A 20308-nucleotide genomic window follows, 5' to 3' on the forward strand; every position below is an offset into this window, starting at 1 on the left:
GCACAAATTGTCATGCTAAGAGTGATCCCTGAGCCTTAGCTAAAGAGTCGTGCTTCGCTGTTTCTATACTGGTCGGGTTTCATCCCGTCGGTAAAACCGAGGGTCTTCACCCGACATTGCAGATAATCACGACTAACGGCCTTTTTCAGCCACCCCTCCCTAAACCAAAAAGATACTTAAGGGGTCCGCCAGTTTCTGCTGGGTGCCGGCTAAAACGAGGGAGAGATATTGCCTTAAGCGTCGCCCTTGTTGATAGTTAGGAATATAATTCCCCTGACCATCGGGACGGAATAAGGGGGCGGCCATAACAGCCTGATATTCTAGGGTTTGTTGGGACTCGGGAGTTAACCAGAGGAGATGATGGGCTGTGGGGACTAGGCCGGAGGGTAATTTTCCTTCTAAGATGGCTAAGACTCGCCACATACAAGCTTTCGGGTTGATGCCTCGTTGTTCTAGGGCTTGTAACATTCGTTCGAGGGTGATGGGTTTTTGGGGGAAGGTGTGGAGTAATTCTGACAAGAGGAAAAAATCACTGTATTGGTGGCGTAAGCGGTCGAAGAGTTGGGGATACTGGGGCAGTTGGGCTAATCCGAGGGCGACTGGCCGGGTGTCGGGGGGGTGAAGACCTTGGATAAAGCGGGCTTGGGGGAATTTTTGCCTTAACCAAGGTTCTAAAAAAGGCCATAAGGGGGTGAAAAAATCTCCACTGTAGAGAATTTGGCTGATTTTTGTGCCGGGATGCTGCAATCCGTCCTCCTGATAGTCTCTATGGCTGAGTAGGAGGTTAATCTGTTGGTTGAGTTGTTTGGTGAAGGGGGTCAATATTTGTTCAATTAAGTCTGCCCGTTGTACTCCCCAAGTTTGCTCTCCGAGGAAGGTGGAGAAGGATTCTTGTTTCTGTAAAATCAACCACACTCGACGGGCCATTTCTAAAAGCGATCGCCCTTCGGAAAAAGACAACACCTGCAATAAGGCCTGATCTCGCTTTGGGTGATCTGGTGTTCCCCCTTGAGGAGCCTCAAACTGTAAATCGGCCAGAAACGCCTGTTCTGGTTGCCACTGGGGATAAATCAACTGGTAAAAAATATCCTCATATAACCCCTGTAGTCCATAATCCAAACTGGTGAGGGTAAAATCACGATAGGAGAGGTCGTTTAAATCGTCGGGAAGGTCTACTAAACCCAGTTCAAGGGTGGTTATCCCTCCTTGGAGGATTAAGGTGCTAGAAGGGGCAAGGTCGGGGCTGTAGGGGCGGGGATCTTCTAAGCGTTCCTGATGGACTTCTTGCCGATCCTGACAGACTTGTGACCAATGAGCCAATAAAACGGCGATCGCATCCTCCACAAAGATCACCTGATCCGGACGCTCCACCACCTTCGCCCCTAAAATCACCTCCCGCACATTAAAGCGATAACTATCCCCCCAAGTCGCCGGACAGTTCACCACCACCGCCACCACATTGGACAACATCTCACCCAACACCTCCCCCGATAACCCCTTAGCCCCCACCCGATACAAATGTTTTACTCCCGCCGGAGTTAAGCTACTCAATAAACTCTGTAAAGCCCGTTGCACCCAATAAAGAGAAATACTTTGACCCAGATCCCCATAGACCTTAGGCTCCCATTGTCGTTGTTTGCGACTGTAATACGGCACCGCCACATTCAACAAAGGCTTAAACTGCTGAACTAACGTCCCCTCCCCCGGTTTCGCCACCTCAGCCGCCATCTCCCCCACCACCATACTCAACCGAGACTTACCCGTTGGCTTAACCTTGGGGCTAAAATAGGCCATCAACGGCAACACCGAAAGCGTCCGACTATCGCTAGAGCCATTGCGTGCCGACCAATAGAGATGATATTGTTCCCCGGTCCCCACTTTCTGCAACACAGCCGAAATGCCAAGGGTGTCAATCTCTAAACCGAGATAGCAACGATTTTCTGGAGCTTCTTCCGAGGAAAACATGGACTCTACAGAGGGTTAGGAGTGATTTGACTTCTCGATTTTAATCAAGGGTTAACTCTCACTCTTTATTTTTAGGTTTGAACAGGGAGGGAGTTGTCACTTCACTCCAAGGATCCGTTGTAATTTCTGTGATGGAGTGAATAATCCGCACTTCATCGGAATCCCCCTCCGATTCTAGGTCAGCCGACTCCTCAAAATCCAGACTTTCCTCTGGACTGTCCCATAAATCGGCAATGGGGGGCAACTCATCAAAAACCATTTCAGGGGGATCTAGGGGATCTAAGGGGTGAAAATCTCCCGCATCCACAAACGTCACCACCGGATCCGTTGCAACCCCATGAATGGGGAGTTCCTCCCAATCTTCCTCCGTGGGTAAATCCAACAAGACCGAACTAGGATCTTCAGGCCAACTCTCCGGATCAACCACATCCGGTTCTGAGTCATCCTGTGCCGATGGGTGAATCCCGTCTGAGGGGGAAACCCCGTCCGTTATCCCATCCAATACAAGGGGATGGGGCATCTCGTCCTCTTGAGGCTGTTCCAACCCCATTTCCGGTTCAGAATTCCCCTCCTCTGGTGCGCTAATTTCCCAGTCCTCAACGGTAGGTTCCACCGTCTCCTGTGGAGTGAAGGATAAAAGAACATCTTCAGGGGGATTTTCCTGTTCTGGTGCGCTAATTTCCCAGTCCTCAACGGTAGATTCTACTATCTCCTCTCTCTCCTCCACGGGGGATTCTACTTCCTCCTCAGCAGGTGCAGCTAAAAGCACTTCCTCAGCATCACTTTCCCCGGAAATCTCCTGTCTTGGCTCAACTGGGGATTCTACTCCCTCCTCAGTCGGTGCAGCTAAAAGCACTTCCTCAGCATCACTTTCCCCGGAAATCTCCTGTCTTGGCTCAACTGGGGATTCTACTCCCTCCTCAGTCGGTGCAGTTAAAAGCACTTCCTCAGCATCACTTTCCCCGGAAATCTCCTGTCTTGGCTCAACTGGGGATTCTACTCCCTCCTCAGCAGGTGCAGTTAATCCCGTTTCCGGTCCAGGAATAACCTCCTCGGCAGGACGAACGCTAGACTCCTGTACAACCTCCGGTTCTCCCCATATATCACCATCTCCCCCATCATTCATGGATAACGGACGAGTAAAGGCAGGATTAGAACTAGGGTGACTGCTTGTTGTATCATCAGAGTCCCACATATCCCGAGACACAAAAACCTCGTCGGGTTCTTCTTCCTCTTCTTCAATTTCCAGAACTTCCACCTCATCTTCTGCTTCCTGTAACAGCAGATCAGACAAGGACTGAATCACCACCACCCCGGATAAGTTTTCTGGTTGAGCGACTGCAACCACTTCCTCCTCGTCTAACACAATTTCCATTGATGGGGGGGGAGGAGTCACGGCTTCTGGTGTTTCTACGGTTTCCTTACCCCCCAGCTCGACATCTTGAACTCTCTCGGAGACAGGAACAGGCATTTCTGCCATGGTAGGTTCTACCGGAGTGGGTTCTACTTCCTCATCAGGAACAACAGGAGCAGGTTCTGTCCTAGCTTCTAACTCTTCTGTGGGTAAGGTAGTGGGTTCTACTTCCTCATCAGGAACAACAGGAGCAGGTTCTGTCCTAGCTTCTAACTCTTCTGTGGGTAAGGTAGTGGGTTCTACTTCCTCATCGGGAGCAACAGCAGGGGCAATTTTTGCCTCGGGTGTAGCCACTGCTGGAGACTGTTCAAAACTAACTAAATCTTCGTTGAGATGTTGGAGGGTTTCCTCTCCTAACACTTCATCTAATACGGGATGACGCAGAACCGAGGTTTCCTCGTCTGGGAGGAGTAACTCCTCTTGCTCTGGATTATGAAACTCATCAAGGTCTTGTTCTACCTCTTCTCCCTCTTCGGGTGAGCGGACGACTAAATCCGACACCTGATCTAAGAGCATGGTTAAAGATGCCGTGGTGACAATCTCCTCCTCGTCCTCGTCATGGGTTTCTGCTAACTTGGCTTTCGCCGGAGATAATTCCGCCGGGGGAACGGTTTCTGGGGCGGGTAAAGCGGGAACGTCTTCAAATAGGAGGGTTTCTAGGCTAACATCTCTCCGCAAGGTCAACAGGGAGGAGTCTTTTAACCCGATTGCGGGATCGTCCAACTCCGCAAAGAGGGCGGTTTCTAGGGGTTGATCGGGGCTGATTCCTTCAAATAGTACGAGTTCGGGGGTGGGAGGTGGGGGTTCTTCTGTGGTGAGGATGAGATCCGATTCTGAGGGGGGTGTCTCGGTGGTGAATAGATCGGAATCGCTGCCGAATAACTGTTCATCCCACGCTTCCCACATTTCGCTGGCATGGGGGGGTGCAGGGGTTTCGGGGGTGGGTTCTCTTGGTTCAATCTGGAGGACTTGATTGGCTTCTGTGGCACTTAAATCTAGATCCAGTATGGCGGCGAGGGTATCGGGTACCCTGGCGGATTCGGAACGGTCTAATATGTCGAAATGATGACTTTGTAGGGGGATTTCTACCCCGGCGAAGGGGTAGAGGGCATTTTCGTTTGTATCCCGTGATCTGGGAAGGGAAAGCTCTGTTGTGGATGTTTCGGGGGCTTCTGGGAGAGCAGAGGCTGGGTGGTCTTTGGAGGAGGGGAGGGAGAGGGGCGTTCCGTTGGCGTAGGGGGCTGAAGGAAGGGCGGGGGCGAGTTGTTGAAGGTAGTCTTGGAAGAGGTTGACGCTTTGTTCCCCTAAGTCGTGGAGGTTGGCGATGTTTTCGCCGAGGGAGTAACGATAGGCTTGGAGATCCTGTTCTAGGGTTTGGAAGACGCTGCGCACGGTGGCATCCCAACCGAGGAGCAGTTGATCAAATTGGCGCTGGAGTTCTCGTAATTGTTCGAGTCGTTCGAGTTGTTGGAGGGGGTTGGGGTTGAGATTGGAGGGCAGGGCGGCCTTTTGGGGGTTTTCCTGTAGGAGGGGCAGGAGTTGGTGGGTGAAACTTTCGAGCGATCGCGCCATTTGTTGCTGGAGTCCTTCACTACACCGGGCTAACAGGACTTGAACAAAATCCCCGGTGATTTGTTGACGCTGACTTTCTAACTTGCGGATCTCGTGGAGTAGGGCCTCACGTTGTTGACGGAGGGTTTCTAACTCCATCTGTAAGGGTTCAATCCACTGATGGCGCTGTTGATTCATCTGTCTCATGACGGCCTGGGCGATCGCCTCGGCTGTCTCTTTCCCTCCGACTGTCTCGGTTGGAGCTAGATTGGGGCTGTTTCCTTCGGAACTCTGTGCGAACAACAGAAACTGACGGATTTTCGCTAAAACCCTCTGTTGTTCATGTAGTTTTTGTTGATGCACTTGTTGGGGGTTAACCTCTTGTGCCTTGGCGTTAACCCCAGTCAAAACCTGATCAATTTCTGTAATCAGTGCGTGAATATCTGTTGGTGAAGTCACAGTCAAACCCAGATCGTAAAAGTACGCAAAGCGGAAACGCCCTATCTTTTTATATTGACACTCTCCCGATACATTGGGAAATTTTTGGCTCAAACTTAGATGGCCTGCCTAAATGATAACCCAGGAGTCTCAGAGAGAAGAGATCGTGAACGACCCACACGAAAAAAACTCGGGAGTTTGGTAGCCCCGTCTCTTTAAAGCGGGGAGTAGTCAATTCTCTACGAGGATGTGACAGCAAACTCTTTAGGTTGGGGGGTGCAGTATGGGGGATGGAGTGGGGAGGGCGGGTAAAAAAATGCAAGCACCTCAGATCGCCATTAGGCGTTGATTACTATCGCCTATGGCTCTGTCGGGGTCAATCTCTGATTGGCTAGACAAGAGTCTATGAGGAAAGAATCCACTCGCCTTTAGGCAGTGGAGTGTCAAATCAACGTTGGAGGGAACAAACTAGATCCTTGACCTTGAGCAAAAAACTTTTTAGTAATAATTTCCCGAAATGTCTCAAAATCGGTCTGCCATGTGCTAATCCGTTTGCTTAAATAAGCGGTTTTTTGGTCTTGATATTCGGGAGGAATGCCATAGGTAAACCCTCCCGAAAATAATAAAGCGGCGATGGAAGTTTGATCCGGTTGTTGTAAACGAACTTCATTAATCCCCAAGTTGAGGGGACAACGTTTAAGCTGATAACTTAAATTGATCGATGCTTTGAGGGGGGCTTGTCCTAACTGTTGCCATCCTCCGGGAGCTAATAAGGTTTCGACAATGTATTTGCGGGCGGCATCTTCTTGATTGGGAAACCCGATGAGAATTTTGGGGTTAATACTAATGCCTTGATAATTGGCGTGGGGGAGTTTTTCGAGGTACTGACGGGCGACAACGGGGGCTTGGAGGTCTTGGGGATTTTGCTTAATGGCTTCTAGGAAGTTAATGGAACGCGGTTGAGCAAAAATATTCACCCCATTGCTAAAGTTCAATTGGGCTACGGCATTATTCAAAACGGGTTGCTGGGTTAATTCCCAGTCGGTGGGAATGATGCCGCTAAAACGTAGGAAGTCTAAACTGATGCTGCCGGGATTGAGATCTGTGGCGGCGATCGCAACGGCCACCTCCTGCATCTCAATATGATTCCCTAGCAAGGGGTTGGTGAGTGGTAAATTTTGCGCCATGATCCTAATTCAATTGAGTAGTTAGGGCTTGCTGAATAAATCCGAGAGTTGGGGAGGCGGGAATCGGGAGGCGGGAGTCGGGAGTCGGGAATCGGGAATCGGAAACAATTGTCAATTGTCAATTATCAATTCCCTATTACTTCTCCCCCTCTCCCCTGCTCCCCTGCTCCCCTGCTCCCAGTTAAGAGGCCATCGTTGCCGTAGAACGTCGGCGACGACGGGAACTCGCCGGAGTGGAACTGGTTTGATCATCGGAAGTGGGGGGCGTTTGCAAGAGGAAAATCACTAAGGGACGACTGCGTAACTCCCGTTGGGTCAAACGCTGTAAACTGTTCTCAATCTCCGCACAAACTTTATCCCAGTTCATCCCCCCATTTTTGGACTCGCTGATCTGTTTACTGTAATCCGAGAGCAAACGTTCCACATTGCGGATCATCAACTGCTTAATAAAGGTCTGATCGCTCGTAGAAACCACACCGCGTAAATGAATGGCTGGGGGAGCGAGTAACTGTAAATTGTGATCCACAGCGGCCGCTACTGTCACAACGCCATCTTCTGCCAGTTGTTGGCGCTCTTTCATCACATGATCATGGACAATTCCCGCCCCATCGACTAACTCAATCCCCGAGGGAACTTGTCCGGCAATACCAATCCGCTCCTCGGTTAGCTCTACAATATCCCCATTGTTAATAATCACCATATTTTCCGCCGGAATGCCCATATTTTGCGCCATTTGGGCGTGTTTCACCAGCATCCGATGTTCTCCATGGACGGGGACAAAAAACTTAGGTTTCGTCAAGGCGAGCATCAACTTATGATCTTCTTGGGCCCCGTGACCGGAAACGTGAATCCCTAAATGACGACCATAGACAACATTTGCCCCTAACATCATTAAGCGGTCGATAGTGTCCACCACGGCTAAGGTATTGCCGGGAATGGGATTGGCACTAAAGACAATGGTATCTCCTTGTTTTACCCGGACTTGGCGGTGATCCTTGCGGGAAATGCGCGTCAGGGCGGCTAAGGTTTCTCCTTGGGAGCCGGTGGTCAAAATCAAAACTTTCTCATCGGGTAAACCGGACAGGGCTTTGAGGGGGGCAAATAAATCTTCGGGACACTTGATGTAACCCAGTTTGCGGGCATGGGCGATGACGTTTAACATAGAACGTCCCAAGGTGATCACTTTGCGGTTATGTTTTTGCGCTAACTGTAGAACGATATTGACCCGGTGGACGGAGGAAGCAAAGGTGGTGACAAATAGACGACCTTTGGTTTCGGCAAATACCCGGTCTAAGTTGGGATAAACGGATTGTTCCGAGGGGGTATGGCCAGGAACTTCGGCGTTGGTGGAGTCACTGAGTAAACACAACACTCCTTTTGCGCCATATTCGGCGATGCGGTGGAGATCAAAATATTCGCCGTCTACGGGGGTGTGGTCAATTTTGAAGTCTCCGGTATGGATGAGGACACCCAAGGGGGTGGTAATGGCGACGCTGAAACTGTCGGCGATGGAGTGGGTGTTGCGGATGTACTCGACGCGGAAGGAGGGACTAAGTTGGACGGTTTGCCGGGGGGTAACGCTATTGAGTTGGGTGCGTTCTAATACGCCAGCCTCGTCTAATTTATCCCGCAAGAGGGCCATTGCTAAACGGGGGCCATAAATTTGGGGGATGTCAAACTGTTTGAGGTGGTGGGCAATGCCGCCAATATGATCTTCGTGACCGTGGGTGACGATCATGCCTTTAATTTTATGGCGATTCTCCCGAACGTAGGTCATGTCAGGCAGGACTACGTTAATGCCGTGCATTCCGTCGGTGGGGAAGCCAATCCCGGCATCGAGTAGGATCATTTCGTCGCCATACTCGAAAATACAGGTATTTTTGCCAATTTCATGGAGTCCACCTAAAGGAATGATTTTTAAGGAGGATTTTTGGTTGTTGTTTGTCATGGGATTTTGTTGGTTTAGATAAGGTTGATCGGCTGTTGAAACGCTGTTTTTTTTCAGGGGTTTTGCTGTCACCCTGTTCTGGTTATTTGTCAAAATGCTTAATTGTTCCTAATTTTTGGGGTTACTCAGGTGATGGGATGCTGAAATAATCAATTGTGAATGATCAATCATCAAGGGACTGTTTTGAGGGATGGGAGTCCATGAACAATTGTTCTTTTGTCTACATTCCTGACTCGCCCCTGATGTCCTGTGCTGTGCCTAATCGTGAGAGAAGAGGAGAAGCTTAACTTCTCTCACGATGAGGGGTTTGAGTTTCCGTTACAGGAGTTTGAGGTCGGTTAAAACGCTTTTCACTTTCCCTTCTAATTCTGGGGGAAGGTCAGTTAGGGGAGAACGGAGTCCCCCTACGTCCCACCCTTGGAGTTTTAAGGCGGCTTTGATGGGAATGGGATTGGTGGTACAGAATAGCACTTTAAAGAGGGGGAACAGTTCAACGTGAATGGCTTGGGCGGTTTGGGGTTGACCGGAGACAAAGGCCTCAATCATGGCTTTAATGCGATCGCCCACTAAATGACTGGCCACACTCACCACACCCGTCCCCCCAACGGCTAAGAGGGGTAAGGTGAGGGAATCATCCCCGGAGTAAATCAAGAATTCTGGGGGGGTCGCGACCCGAATTTGACTCACGAGGTCTAAACTCCCACTGGCCTCTTTAATCGCCACAATATTCTCGATTTGGGCGAGTTCTGCCACGGTTTCCGGTTGTAAACTTTGTCCCGTCCGACCGGGGATGTTATAGAGCATGAGGGGTAGATCGGGGCAAGCTTGGGCGATCGCCTTAAAATGGGCTAATAACCCCGCTTGGGGGGGTTTGTTGTAGTAAGGCACGACCTGTAAACTGGCAGCCACGCCCAATTTAGCGGCTTTTTGACTCCGGGCGATCGCTTCATGGGTCGAATTAGACCCCGTTCCCACAATCACCTTGGCTTTCCCCCCGATGGCCTTTTGAACCACTCGGAATAACTCTAACTCCTCTTCCTCCGACAACGTGGGAGACTCTCCCGTAGTCCCACAGACCACTAAACTCTCACTCCCTAAGTTCACGAGATGATCCGCTAACTTTTCCGCCAGACCATAGTTCACCGTCCCATCCGGCGAAAAGGGCGTAACCATCGCTGTAATAACTCGTCCGAACTCTACCACACTGGAATCCACTCCTACCTTCACATCAAAATCGACTTCTCGCACCACTGCCCTGATCAAATCCTAGCAAGTGGCTAAATGCTGACCGGGTTTTAACCAGTCCTTCTCCAGCAATAACTCCGCAATTTGTACGGCATTTAAGGCCGCACCCTTGCGAATTTGATCCCCACATAACCACAACTCCAAACCACAGGCATGGGATAAATCTTGGCGAATGCGTCCCACCAAAACATCATCCTCTCCCGTCGCATCCATTGGCATGGGGAAATAATTTTGTTGCCAATCTTCCACCAAACGCACCCCCGGCGCTTGGGCTATCACGTCCCGGGCTTTTTCCACCGAGAAAGGTTGACTAAACTCCAAATTCACCGCTTCTGAGTGGGCCCGCAACACCGGCACCCGCACACAGGTAGCACTCACCCGTAACTCGGGTTCCCCGAAAATCTTGCGGGTTTCATGGAGCATCTTCAACTCTTCCTCACAATACCCATTCTCCTTGAGCGGGGAATTGTGGGGAAACAGATTAAACGCCAAAGGATAGGGCAGAATTTCCGGTTGGGGAGCTTCCCCCCGCAAAATTGCCCCCGCTTGGGTTTTCACCTCCTCCATTGCCCTCGCACCGGCTCCACTGGCTGACTGGTAGGTAGCCACCACCACACGCTGAATGGGCTGCACTTGATGGAGGGGATAAATTGCCACCCCCAACAAAATCGTCGTACAGTTGGGATTCGCAATAATTCCCTGATGTTGAGCCGCCGCTTGGGGGTTAATTTCCGGCACCACTAACGGCACTTGGGGATCCATACGGAAGGCACTGGAGTTATCAATCACCACCGCCCCCGCCTCTACAGCCACCTTAGCCCAACGTTTAGACGTAGACCCTCCCGCAGAAGCCAACACCACATCCACCCCTTCAAAGGAGCTTTCTTGTACCGCTTCCACCGTTAGGGTTTCCCCTTGGAAAGAGATTTGCTGCCCTGCCGAACGTTCGGAAGCCAGCAACTTCAACGAGGCTAAGGGAAAGTGACGTTCTGCCAGTAGGGTCAAAAACTCACTGCCTACGGCTCCGGTTGCACCAAGAATGGCTACATGAACTGGTTTTGACAAATGATTATCCTCCAAAATTTACAGGGTAGGTAATTTGAGAGACTTTGTGCATAGACTTTGTGCGTATTTTGCTCAATTCGGGCTTTAATAAGGCTTTACTTTATATTTTTTCCAATCAATTCAATTCTGCGGAACAGTTCCCCTCTGGTTCTGGGCTTGTTTTAGGTAACAGTTACAATAAACTTTAGAAATATAACTCTAAAATACTCAGTTTCTCAAGCATCCCCGGTCATTATTTTTTGATGATCGGGTTGGGGTGAGTTCCCATTCTAGTCTAGAACCAACATTTTAGTTCAAATTCGTTGCCAGTGATTCATTGCCAGTGACTCGTTGCCAGTAATGTGACTCGTTGCCAGTAATTTATCCGTAAATACAAGGTGAGTCTGTATCCTTGTCTAAACGAGGCAGATAGTCTAAGTAATTGTAACGCGCTTTGTACCAAATCGGTAAGTGGGGGGGTGAGTCATCAGTTATCAACTGTTGTTTAATGATCAATGCTCAGGGGTCAACCTTTGAATTCCACATCAGGGAGAGATTCCTTAATGGGGAGATGAGGCAGCTTTTTGTCTCTCTAGAGAGTCGAAGGATGGCGACTTGTGATAAGATCGCATTTGCTGTGCCAAGAGATTCCCCTATCTGCGTCTTGTTGAGTGGGGGGTGTATAAACAGTTTCACGTCACAGTTTCAAGTCATAGTTTCACTTCACTTGGTTGAACACGAGTTATCAATGAAAGTTACCCAGGAAAAGCTCCCCGAAAGTCAGATCGGCCTAGCCATTGAAATTCCCGCAGAAACGTCCAAACTGATGTATGAGCGGACAGTTAATGATCTTGCGCGTACTATTAAGCTTCCTGGGTTTCGCAAGGGGAAAATCCCGCGTCAAGTCTTGATTCAGCGTATAGGAGCCGAGCGTATCCGGGCGGAAGTGGTCGAAACCTTGATTCAGGATAGCTTGCAAAAGGCTTTAAAGCAAGAGAAAATTGACCCCCTTGGCAATTACCAGTTAGTCTCTGATATTAACGAACTGGTCAAGGCCTACCAACCCGGCGAAGCCCTTACTTTTACCGCTTCTGTAGATGTAAATCCTGAAGTCAAACTGGGTGAGTATACAGGTTTAAAGGTTCAAGCGGAAAAAATCGAATATAATCCCGCGAAGGTGGATGAGTTTTTAGAGGAGAAGCGGGCTGAACAAGCCATTTTAGCCCCTGTGGAAGGTCGTCCGGCCCAGGAGGGGGATGTAGCGATGGTGGATTATGAAGGTCGCATCCCTCAAGAGGGTGAGGCTGAAGATATCTTGATTGAGGGGGCAGCAGCGACGGATTTCCAAATGGAGTTAACCTCCGGTCAGTTTTTGGATGATCTGGTCAATGGCATTAAGGGGATGAATGTGGGGGAAACCAAAGAGATTCCTGTAGATTTTCCCGAAAACTATGCCCGCGAGGATTTAGCCGGGGTTTCAACAAGGTTTACTGTCACCCTGAAGGAATTGAAGGAGAAAGAACTTCCCGAACTCGATGATGATTTTGCCGAGGAGATCAGCGAGTTTTCTACGGTGGCGGAATTACGGGAGCATCTGGAAAAACGCTATCAAAACGAGGCCGAAGAAGCCACCAACGCTAACATTGAGGAAGCTTTAGTTGAGGCGTTGTTAGAGGTGGTTGAGGTAGATTTACCCAAAACCTTAGTTAGCCAGGAAGTCGATGCCCTGCTGCAACAGACGGCTATGCGCATGAGTCAGTATGGGGTTGATGTGCGCAGTTTGTTCACTCAGGAGATGATCCCCCAGTTGCGGGAAAATTCTCGCCCAGAAGCGATTAAACGGCTAAGTACCTCCTTAGCGCTGGCGGAAATTGCGAAACAAGAGGGGCTAACACCGGATGAGCAGAAGGTCAATGAACGAGTTCAAGAAGTCTTAACGCAACTGAAGGATCGTCAGGAGGTTGATCCGTCAAAGTTACGGGAGTTTGTGGTGGATGAGTTGCTGCAAAATCAAGCCATTGACTGGTTAAAGGAAAAGGCGGTGGTTGATCTCGTGCCGGAGGGGACGTTATCTCAGCCCGAGGAGGAAGAAGTAGAGGAACAAGCAGAGGAAGCGGCATCGGAAGCTACGGTTGATGTGGAAGCGACGGCCGAATAAGTGACATCCTCCCGACGCCGACCGCTTAGGCGGTACGGCGCGGGCTTCTCCTCTGGGTTGCTCCAGCTTCGCCTTTGCTCGAAAAGGTCGGGCAGAATCCCCCATCCTTTTCAGTGTGACTGTCCCTGTTGGGCAAATCTTAGAGAGTCTCGGTCTGTTTAGAGTGAAGCTGGTTAAGATCAAGGATGAGTTGCCCCATTTGTGTAAAAGTCTCCCCTGTTCTGGGGAATTAAGGCATAATGGAGGAAGGGGGGAATAATAGAGTTAACAAGCATTCAAATTCAGATTTTCTGATTGTTCTTTAATCTGTTTATTCTTCAACCCATTTAGTTCTCAGGCTAAGAAGCTTTGTTATGATTCAATCGCGATCGCCCGACTACTCACCTAAAAGTCATTTTATTCATGATTACTGCTCTTTGGGCAACAGCGCATCTAGCCCGGTTAATTCTAGTTTGAATAGTTCCCGGCGTTCTAGTGCTGTAATCCCTAGTGCTGTAATCCCTAGTGCTGTAATCCCCATTGTCATTGAGCAATCGGGGATGGGCGAACGGGCTTTTGATATTTATTCCCGTCTGCTGCGAGAACGGATTATCTTTTTAGGGACGGCGGTGGATGATGCGATCGCCGATTCTGTCGTAGCCCAACTGCTCTGTCTTGATGCAGAAGACCCAGACAAGGACATTCAACTCTACATTAACTCCCCCGGGGGTTCAGTGTACGCCGGAATGGCCATCTACGACACCATGCAGCAGGTGCGGCCTGATGTTGTAACCATTTGTTATGGACTAGCCGCCAGTATGGGGGCGTTTTTGCTTTCAGGGGGGACAAAGGGAAAACGTCTTGCCCTACCCAGTTCGCGGATTATGATTCATCAACCCCTCGGAGGCGCCCAAGGACAGGCCGTAGATATAGAAATTCAAGCCAAAGAAATTCTCTATATCAAAAACCAACTGAACGAAATGCTCGCGAGTCACACAGGTCAACCCTTAGAAAAAATTGCCGTTGACACAGACCGCGACTTCTTTATGTCCGCACAAGAAGCCAAAAATTACGGTCTGATTGACCAAGTAATCACTAAACCCGGACTTCCTCAAATTGAAGTCCCCTTAACTGCAATCCAATAAGAGGTAGATATGCCGAAGTACGACTCCCATCTAAAGTGTTCATTCTGTGGCAAATCTCAAGAGCAAGTCCGCAAGCTCATAGCCGGGCCAGGAGTTTACATTTGTGACGAATGCGTAGAGCTATGTAATGAGATTTTAGATGAGGAGTTGATTGATTCGTCAAGTCCAGCCCCTCAACCCGTGGCCACCCGGGAAGAACAACCCCCCAAACGTCGGGTTCATGCGGATCGTTTCTCTTTCAGTCAGATTCCCAAACCCACAGAAATCAAAAAATATTTAGATGAGCATGTCATCGGACAGGATGAAGCCAAGAAAGTTTTATCTGTTGCCGTTTATAACCACTACAAACGCCTGAGTTTTGTCCAGTCCAAAAATAATAATGGTGGTAAAGGCGGGTTAGATGACAATATTGAGCTACAAAAATCCAATATTCTCTTAATCGGCCCCACCGGTTCCGGGAAAACCCTGCTAGCTCAAACCTTAGCCAAAATCCTTGATGTTCCCTTTGCCGTAGCCGATGCTACCACCCTCACCGAAGCAGGTTATGTGGGGGAAGATGTAGAGAATATTCTACTGCGTCTGTTACAAGTGGCCGATTTAGACGTAGAAGAAGCCCAACGGGGCATTATTTACATTGACGAAATTGATAAAATTGCCCGCAAGAGTGAAAACCCATCCATTACGCGGGATGTCTCAGGGGAAGGGGTACAACAAGCCCTCTTGAAGATGTTAGAAGGCACTCTAGCCAATGTTCCCCCCCAAGGTGGACGGAAACACCCCTATCAAGACTGTATTCAAATCGACACCAGCAATATCTTGTTTATTTGTGGGGGCGCATTCGTTGGCTTAGAGAAAGTGGTAGAACAGCGCATTGGCAAGAAATCAATGGGTTTTGTGCGACCCGGAGATAACCAGCAGTCGAAGGAACAGCGCACTGTAGATATTATGCCCTTCCTAGAGCCGCAGGATTTAGTGAAATTCGGCTTAATTCCAGAGTTTATCGGCCGGATGCCTGTGATGGCGACCTTGAATCCTTTGGACGAAGAGGCCTTAATGGAAATCCTGACCCAGCCACGCAATGCGTTAGTCAAGCAATATCAAAAACTGCTTTGGATGGACAATGTACAGCTAGAATTCCGTCAAGATGCGGTCAGGGCGATCGCACAGGAAGCCTATCGCCGCAAAACTGGAGCGCGAGCCTTGCGGGGAATTGTGGAAGAATTAATGCTAGAAGTCATGTATGAACTGCCCTCCCGGAAAGACGTGCGGCGCTGCTTAATCACCCCGGAAATGGTCGAAAAACGCTCAACGGCGGAACTGTTAGTTCACCCGTCCACCCTGCCTAAACCGGAATCCGCTTGAAAGGAGGATGAGCAAGGGTGCAGTTTAAAACCAGCCTCAGCGATAGAGAAACCGGATCTACAGAAACCGGAATTGTGAACCTAGGGGGAGTAGACCACTTTTATCAGTGGATTCGCTCCCCCGGCAGTGGGACAGAAAAACCCATCACCCACAAACCCGTTATGGTGTTTGTTCATGGTTGGGGCGGTTCGGCTCGTTACTGGGAAAGCACAGCCCGCGCCATTTGTCAAGACTTTGACTGCTTGCTCTACGATTTGCGCGGTTTTGCCCGTTCAGTCTTACCGAACACTGGAGTTGAGTCCTTGGGGAGTTATGAGTTAGGGGACTATGCCCAAGATTTAGGACTATTATTAGACCATTTTGGCTTAGAGCGGGTTTATTTAAACGGTCATTCCTTGGGCGCTTCCATTGCCGCTTTATTTGCGGGACAATTTCCCGAGCGGGTGGAACGTTTAATCCTCACTTGTAACGGCATTTTTGAATATAATGCCCTATCGTTTAAAGCCTTCCATTTGATCGGCGGATATGTGGTTAAATTCCGCTTTCCTTGGTTTTTGAGCGTTCCCTTGGCGGGGCGTTTGTTTATGGCGCGTTTTTTGCATCGTCCTTTACCGGATGCCATGAGTCGGGAGTTTTTAGAAGACTATTTAATGGCGGATGAAGCGGCGGCTGTCGGGACAATTTACACAGCAGTGAGTGAGCAGGCCGCGTTAGAAATGCCGCAAATTTTCGCTAATTTAGCCATCCCGACGTTATTAGTGTCAGGGGAAAAAGATATTATTATCCCAGCACAATTGGGGCGCAATGCGGCGGCGTTGAATGGCAGGATTGAGTATTTAGAAATTCCCCAGACGGCTCATTTCCCGATGTTGGAAGATGCGGGAGCGTATTTAACCGGAGTGCGGGCTTTTTTGCAGAGCGGAATCTAGCTTAGACTGACCAAATTTCCTCCCCTTAACTCTTTGCGTTAAAGCGGCAAGGCTAGGTTATATTAATGCTTACGGGACATGAATTGATGAAGTATTATGACCTACAGCTTAAGAATTGCCGATCTACCGGAAAGTGAGCGCCCCCGGGAACGTTTGCTAACTGTTGGAGCCAAAAACCTCCTGACGGCTGAACTCCTTGCCATTCTCCTCGGTACAGGTCAAGGCCCCGGCAAACTTTCGGCTGTTGGTTTAGGACAGTACATCTTGCAAACGTTGGGGCAACATCAACGAGATCCCCTGGATGTTTTACGCAGTGTTTCTCCTCAAGAATTAATGGATATTAATGGAGTGGGGCCGGCCAAAGCAACAGCGATTTTAGCAGCTATTGAACTAGGAAAACGAGCCTTTCAACTACGTCCGGCTCCCCGTGCTTTAATTGATAGTCCCCAAGTGGCGGCCGACGCTCTGAGTCATGATTTAATGTGGCAAAATCAAGAACGTTTTGCTGTGTTATTGTTGGACAATAAAAACTGTTTAATTGGGACTCAAGTGATTACCATTGGCACGGCAACAGAAACCCTTGCCCATCCTCGGGATATTTTCCGGGAAGTGATTCGTCAAGGGGCGACTAAATTAATTATTGCCCATAATCATCCTTCGGGAAATTTAGAACCCAGTCATGCGGATTTAATCTTGACGGAGCAATTATTAAAATCGGCTCAATTACTGGATCTTCCTATTTTGGATCATTTAATTTTAGGAAATGGTAATTTTGCCAGTTTACGTCAAGTGAGTGATTTATGGACTCGCTATCCTCAAGGAGAATAGTTAGGGATTAACGTCGTCTTTGAACGACACGATAACCTGTAACTACGCGATGACCATTGGGGAGATTCAGCCATTGCCATTCCACATCGCGATCGCCTTCTAACTCAATGCCAAAAATCGAGGGCGGAATAGATGGATCCGTAGGAGGAGGTGCAGGAATAAAGCGGATACCCTCAGCAATTGCACTGGCACTAGGACTCATAACCTGTCTTCTACCTTGTGATGGATTAACAGCGCCCCCCCATTTTACCCCAAATACTTGACAGTTTGCCCAGAAATTGGTAAGCATTACAGAACTTAACCTAATTAGGGTCTGCTGAAAAAGCCCAACGCTAGACTCAACAAGGGAATAGGGAATAGGGAATAGGTAATAATTATCAATTGTCAATTGTCAATTATCAATTATCAATTCCCCTCTCCCCTGCTCCCCAAGTTATTCAGCAAGCCCTAATTAGGATTCCCGGTACCAAGTAGTGACTCCCCCCGGTTTGTCCACCAGAATCACCCCTTGTGCCTTCAACTCATCCCGAATGCGATCGCCCTCCCCATAATTCTTCGCCCGTCTCGCCTCCTGACGCTGGGCAATCAGCCCCTCAACTTCCGCCTCACTTAACCCCCCCGTCGCCGGAGTTTCCAGACCACCCCAATCCGCCTTAAACCCCAACACCCCCGCCAACGTCACCAGAATCCGCCATTGCACCTCCAACCGTTCCGGACTCACCTCCGTTTTCCCCTCATGGGTCAACAAATTCCGTTCCTTGCGTAACTCCTTCGCCAACTCAAACAAAATCGCCAATCCCCCCGCAAAATTAAAATCCTCATCCACCACATCACTAAAACGCTCAATCCAAGCCTCCGCCACCGGGACATTCCCCCCCCGATAAGCAATATCCTCCAGATTCACCCTCCAGCCCAACTGTTCCCCATACTGATAGCCAAACAGCAAACCATCCTGTAACGTTTGCCAGCCATTCGTTGCCGCCTGCAAGGCCTCATCCGTAAAATCCAACGGCTTCCGGTAGTCCGCCTGCAAAACAAACAACCGCACCGCCATCGGATGCACCGGACGCGCCAACAAATCCCGAATCGTGGTGAAATTGCCCAACGACTTCGACATCTTCTCACCCCCCACCTTCACCATGCCATTGTGTAGCCAATAGCGCGCCAACGGTTTCCCCGTCACCGCCTCCGACTGAGCGATTTCATTCTCATGGTGAGGGAACTTCAAATCCTCCCCCCCCACATGGAGATCAATCGTTTCCCCCATCCCCTCACGCACCATCGCCGAACATTCAATATGCCACCCCGGACGACCCGCCCCCCAAGGCGACTCCCAAGAAGGTTCGCTCGGTTTTACCCCCTTCCACAGCGCAAAATCAAAGGGATCTCGTTTTTTCGGCGCGTCCGGGTCTTCCGTCTCCACCCGGCCACTCGCCCCCGCTTGTAAATCTTCTAACTTGCGACCCGACAGCTTACCATAATCCTCAAACTGCCGCACCGCATAATAAACATCCCCCTGAGACGCATAGGCAAACCCCTTTTGTTCCAACTCCGTAATCAGGCGCTGAATCCCATTCAAGGTATGAGTTGCCCGAGGGTAACTATCCGCCCTGCCCACCTGCAAAGCCTCCATATCCTCAAAATAAGCCTCAATAAAGCGTTCCGATATCTCCTCCATCGACACCCCCTCATTCTTCGCCCGATTGAGGATTTTATCGTCAATGTCCGTAAAATTCTGGACATACTGCACCCGATAACCTCGCCACAGCAAATAACGACGCACCACATCCCAAATCAAACAAGTGCGCGCATGACCCAAATGGCAGTAGTCATAAACCGTAATCCCACAGCAATACATCCGCACCATTCCCCGTTCGATAGGTTCAAATACTTCCATTTGGCGGGTTAAGCTGTTGTAAACACGAATAGTCATGGGAGGTTTTCAGAATCCAGTGAAGTCCAAGGGCAAGCTCTTGAATTATATAGCAGTCGGGGGAATTGATAAATTGCCCCCCGCCCCATCAGGAATAAAGACGAGCCACATAGATCCCATAACCGTTATAAGGTAAGGTTGCCCGCACCTCCCAACTTAAATTAGGCCCTGAACTAATAAACTTTTCCGTCGCTTGGGACCAACGAGGATGGGGTTTACTTGGGTTGACATTGGCCTCAAAATCATACTCACTCGGCACCAATGTATTCCAATAGGTCGCAGGTTGTTCGGCTACAAACTCCACCTTAACAATAGACTTTGCCCCCTTAAAACCATACTTCCAAGGCAAAACCGCCCGAATGGGTGCGCCATGTTGTTTCGGTAACTCTTTCCCATAAATTCCTAGGGCAAAAAAGGCCAACTCATTAGCCATTTCATCAAGGCGCAAACTCTCCGTATAAGGCCAAGGTAACGTCCCTAAATGAAACCCCGGCCCCTTCGTAATATTCGGGTCATAAAAAGAGGTAAAGCGAATAAATTTCGCCGCCGATGTAGGTTCAACTTCGGCCATTAGAGCCTTCATAGGAAACCCCACCCAAGGCAACACCATTGACCAAGCTTCCACACAGCGAAAGCGATAAATCCGTTCTTCTAGGGGAAATTTGCGTTTTAAATCGTCTAAATCGTAGGTGCGAGGATTTTTAACCAATCCTCCCACTTCCACCGTCCAGGGATTCGTCGGCAAGGCTTGGGCGGCCGGCCAAATGCTTTTATTCCCCCCAAACTCATAGAAATTATTGTAACTACTCGCTAAACTTTGGTCGGTAATTGGTCGATCGACCTCAGCAAAATTTGGGTTTTTTGTCAAGTTCTCCAGGGCGGGTAAATTATAGGTCATCGCCAGTTCAGACTGTTGGAAGACTGAACTTTTACAAGCGGTCAGGGGAAGTAATGACGCACCAATCCCCGCCCCAATTAGGGTTTTAAGGAAGCGACGGCGATTATGATAAACGGTTTCAGAGGTGACAACAGATTCTGATAATTGCCAACTGGGGGGATGGACAAAAAAGCTCATAACAGATTACAAAATCAGGATTTTTTCCTATATTAGCTTGTTTTTTAACTCGATTGTTATTTGAATTTAAGTCCGTCCATGGTTTAAAATAAGACAAAAAGCGATAC

At 49.3% G+C, this 20308-nt stretch carries 14 protein-coding genes; 5 read left to right on the forward strand and 9 right to left on the reverse strand.

Annotated elements, in window-relative coordinates; translation table 11 throughout:
• Positions 1–159: 159 nt before the first annotated feature.
• The 6 genes from K4A83_RS06840 to K4A83_RS06865 form a co-directional block, all read right to left on the reverse strand.
• Complete coding sequence (locus K4A83_RS06840; RefSeq protein WP_265263713.1) at positions 160–1965, reverse strand: hypothetical protein; 1806 nt, start codon at positions 1963–1965, stop codon at positions 160–162.
• Between the two features lie 58 nt (positions 1966–2023).
• A complete protein-coding gene (locus tag K4A83_RS06845; RefSeq protein WP_265263714.1) occupies positions 2024–5389 on the reverse strand; it encodes a hypothetical protein in 3366 nt (1121 codons plus the stop codon).
• A 422-nt stretch (positions 5390–5811) separates the two neighbouring features.
• The gene (locus K4A83_RS06850) at positions 5812–6555 is read right to left on the reverse strand and encodes a hypothetical protein (protein ID WP_265263715.1); all 744 of its coding nucleotides are present in this window, start codon (positions 6553–6555) and stop codon (positions 5812–5814) included.
• A 181-nt stretch (positions 6556–6736) separates the two neighbouring features.
• Positions 6737–8503, reverse strand: coding sequence for a ribonuclease J (locus K4A83_RS06855; RefSeq protein WP_265263716.1), 1767 nt, complete (start codon positions 8501–8503; stop codon positions 6737–6739).
• Positions 8504–8821: 318 nt separating this feature from the next.
• A complete protein-coding gene (dapA, locus tag K4A83_RS06860) occupies positions 8822–9706 on the reverse strand; it encodes a 4-hydroxy-tetrahydrodipicolinate synthase (RefSeq protein ID WP_407809928.1) in 885 nt (294 codons plus the stop codon).
• A 63-nt stretch (positions 9707–9769) separates the two neighbouring features.
• Positions 9770–10813, reverse strand: coding sequence for an aspartate-semialdehyde dehydrogenase (locus K4A83_RS06865; protein WP_265263718.1), 1044 nt, complete (start codon positions 10811–10813; stop codon positions 9770–9772).
• Positions 10814–11540: 727 nt separating this feature from the next.
• Between K4A83_RS06865 and tig the strand changes: the two genes are divergently transcribed.
• From tig to radC, 5 genes are all read left to right on the forward strand, one after another.
• Positions 11541–12950: a trigger factor gene (gene tig, locus K4A83_RS06870; RefSeq protein WP_265263719.1), complete on the forward strand. Its 1410-nt coding sequence runs from the start codon at positions 11541–11543 to the stop codon at positions 12948–12950.
• Between the two features lie 353 nt (positions 12951–13303).
• Complete coding sequence (gene clpP / locus K4A83_RS06875; RefSeq protein WP_407809927.1) at positions 13304–14074, forward strand: ATP-dependent Clp endopeptidase proteolytic subunit ClpP; 771 nt, start codon at positions 13304–13306, stop codon at positions 14072–14074.
• Between the two features lie 9 nt (positions 14075–14083).
• The gene (clpX, locus tag K4A83_RS06880) at positions 14084–15436 is read left to right on the forward strand and encodes an ATP-dependent protease ATP-binding subunit ClpX (protein ID WP_265263720.1); all 1353 of its coding nucleotides are present in this window, start codon (positions 14084–14086) and stop codon (positions 15434–15436) included.
• A 17-nt stretch (positions 15437–15453) separates the two neighbouring features.
• Positions 15454–16365 (forward strand): alpha/beta fold hydrolase, encoded by a 912-nt coding sequence (locus K4A83_RS06885; protein WP_265263722.1) that lies wholly within the window; start codon positions 15454–15456, stop codon positions 16363–16365.
• A gap of 96 nt (positions 16366–16461) precedes the next feature.
• Complete coding sequence (gene radC / locus K4A83_RS06890) at positions 16462–17193, forward strand: RadC family protein (RefSeq protein WP_265263723.1); 732 nt, start codon at positions 16462–16464, stop codon at positions 17191–17193.
• Between the two features lie 7 nt (positions 17194–17200).
• Here radC and K4A83_RS06895 read toward each other — a convergent pair whose 3' ends face one another.
• The 3 genes from K4A83_RS06895 to msrP form a co-directional block, all read right to left on the reverse strand.
• Entirely contained in the window at positions 17201–17395 is a 195-nt protein-coding gene (locus tag K4A83_RS06895; protein ID WP_265263724.1) for a hypothetical protein, read from the reverse strand.
• Between the two features lie 249 nt (positions 17396–17644).
• Positions 17645–19126, reverse strand: coding sequence for a cysteine--tRNA ligase (gene cysS, locus K4A83_RS06900; protein ID WP_265263726.1), 1482 nt, complete (start codon positions 19124–19126; stop codon positions 17645–17647).
• 88 nt (positions 19127–19214) lie between these two features.
• Positions 19215–20201 (reverse strand): protein-methionine-sulfoxide reductase catalytic subunit MsrP, encoded by a 987-nt coding sequence (msrP, locus tag K4A83_RS06905; protein WP_265263727.1) that lies wholly within the window; start codon positions 20199–20201, stop codon positions 19215–19217.
• Between the last annotated feature and the right edge of the window lie 107 nt (positions 20202–20308).

The organism is Spirulina subsalsa FACHB-351, from assembly GCF_026130165.1.
Taxonomy (GTDB): Bacteria; Cyanobacteriota; Cyanobacteriia; order Cyanobacteriales; family Spirulinaceae; genus Spirulina_A; species Spirulina_A subsalsa_A.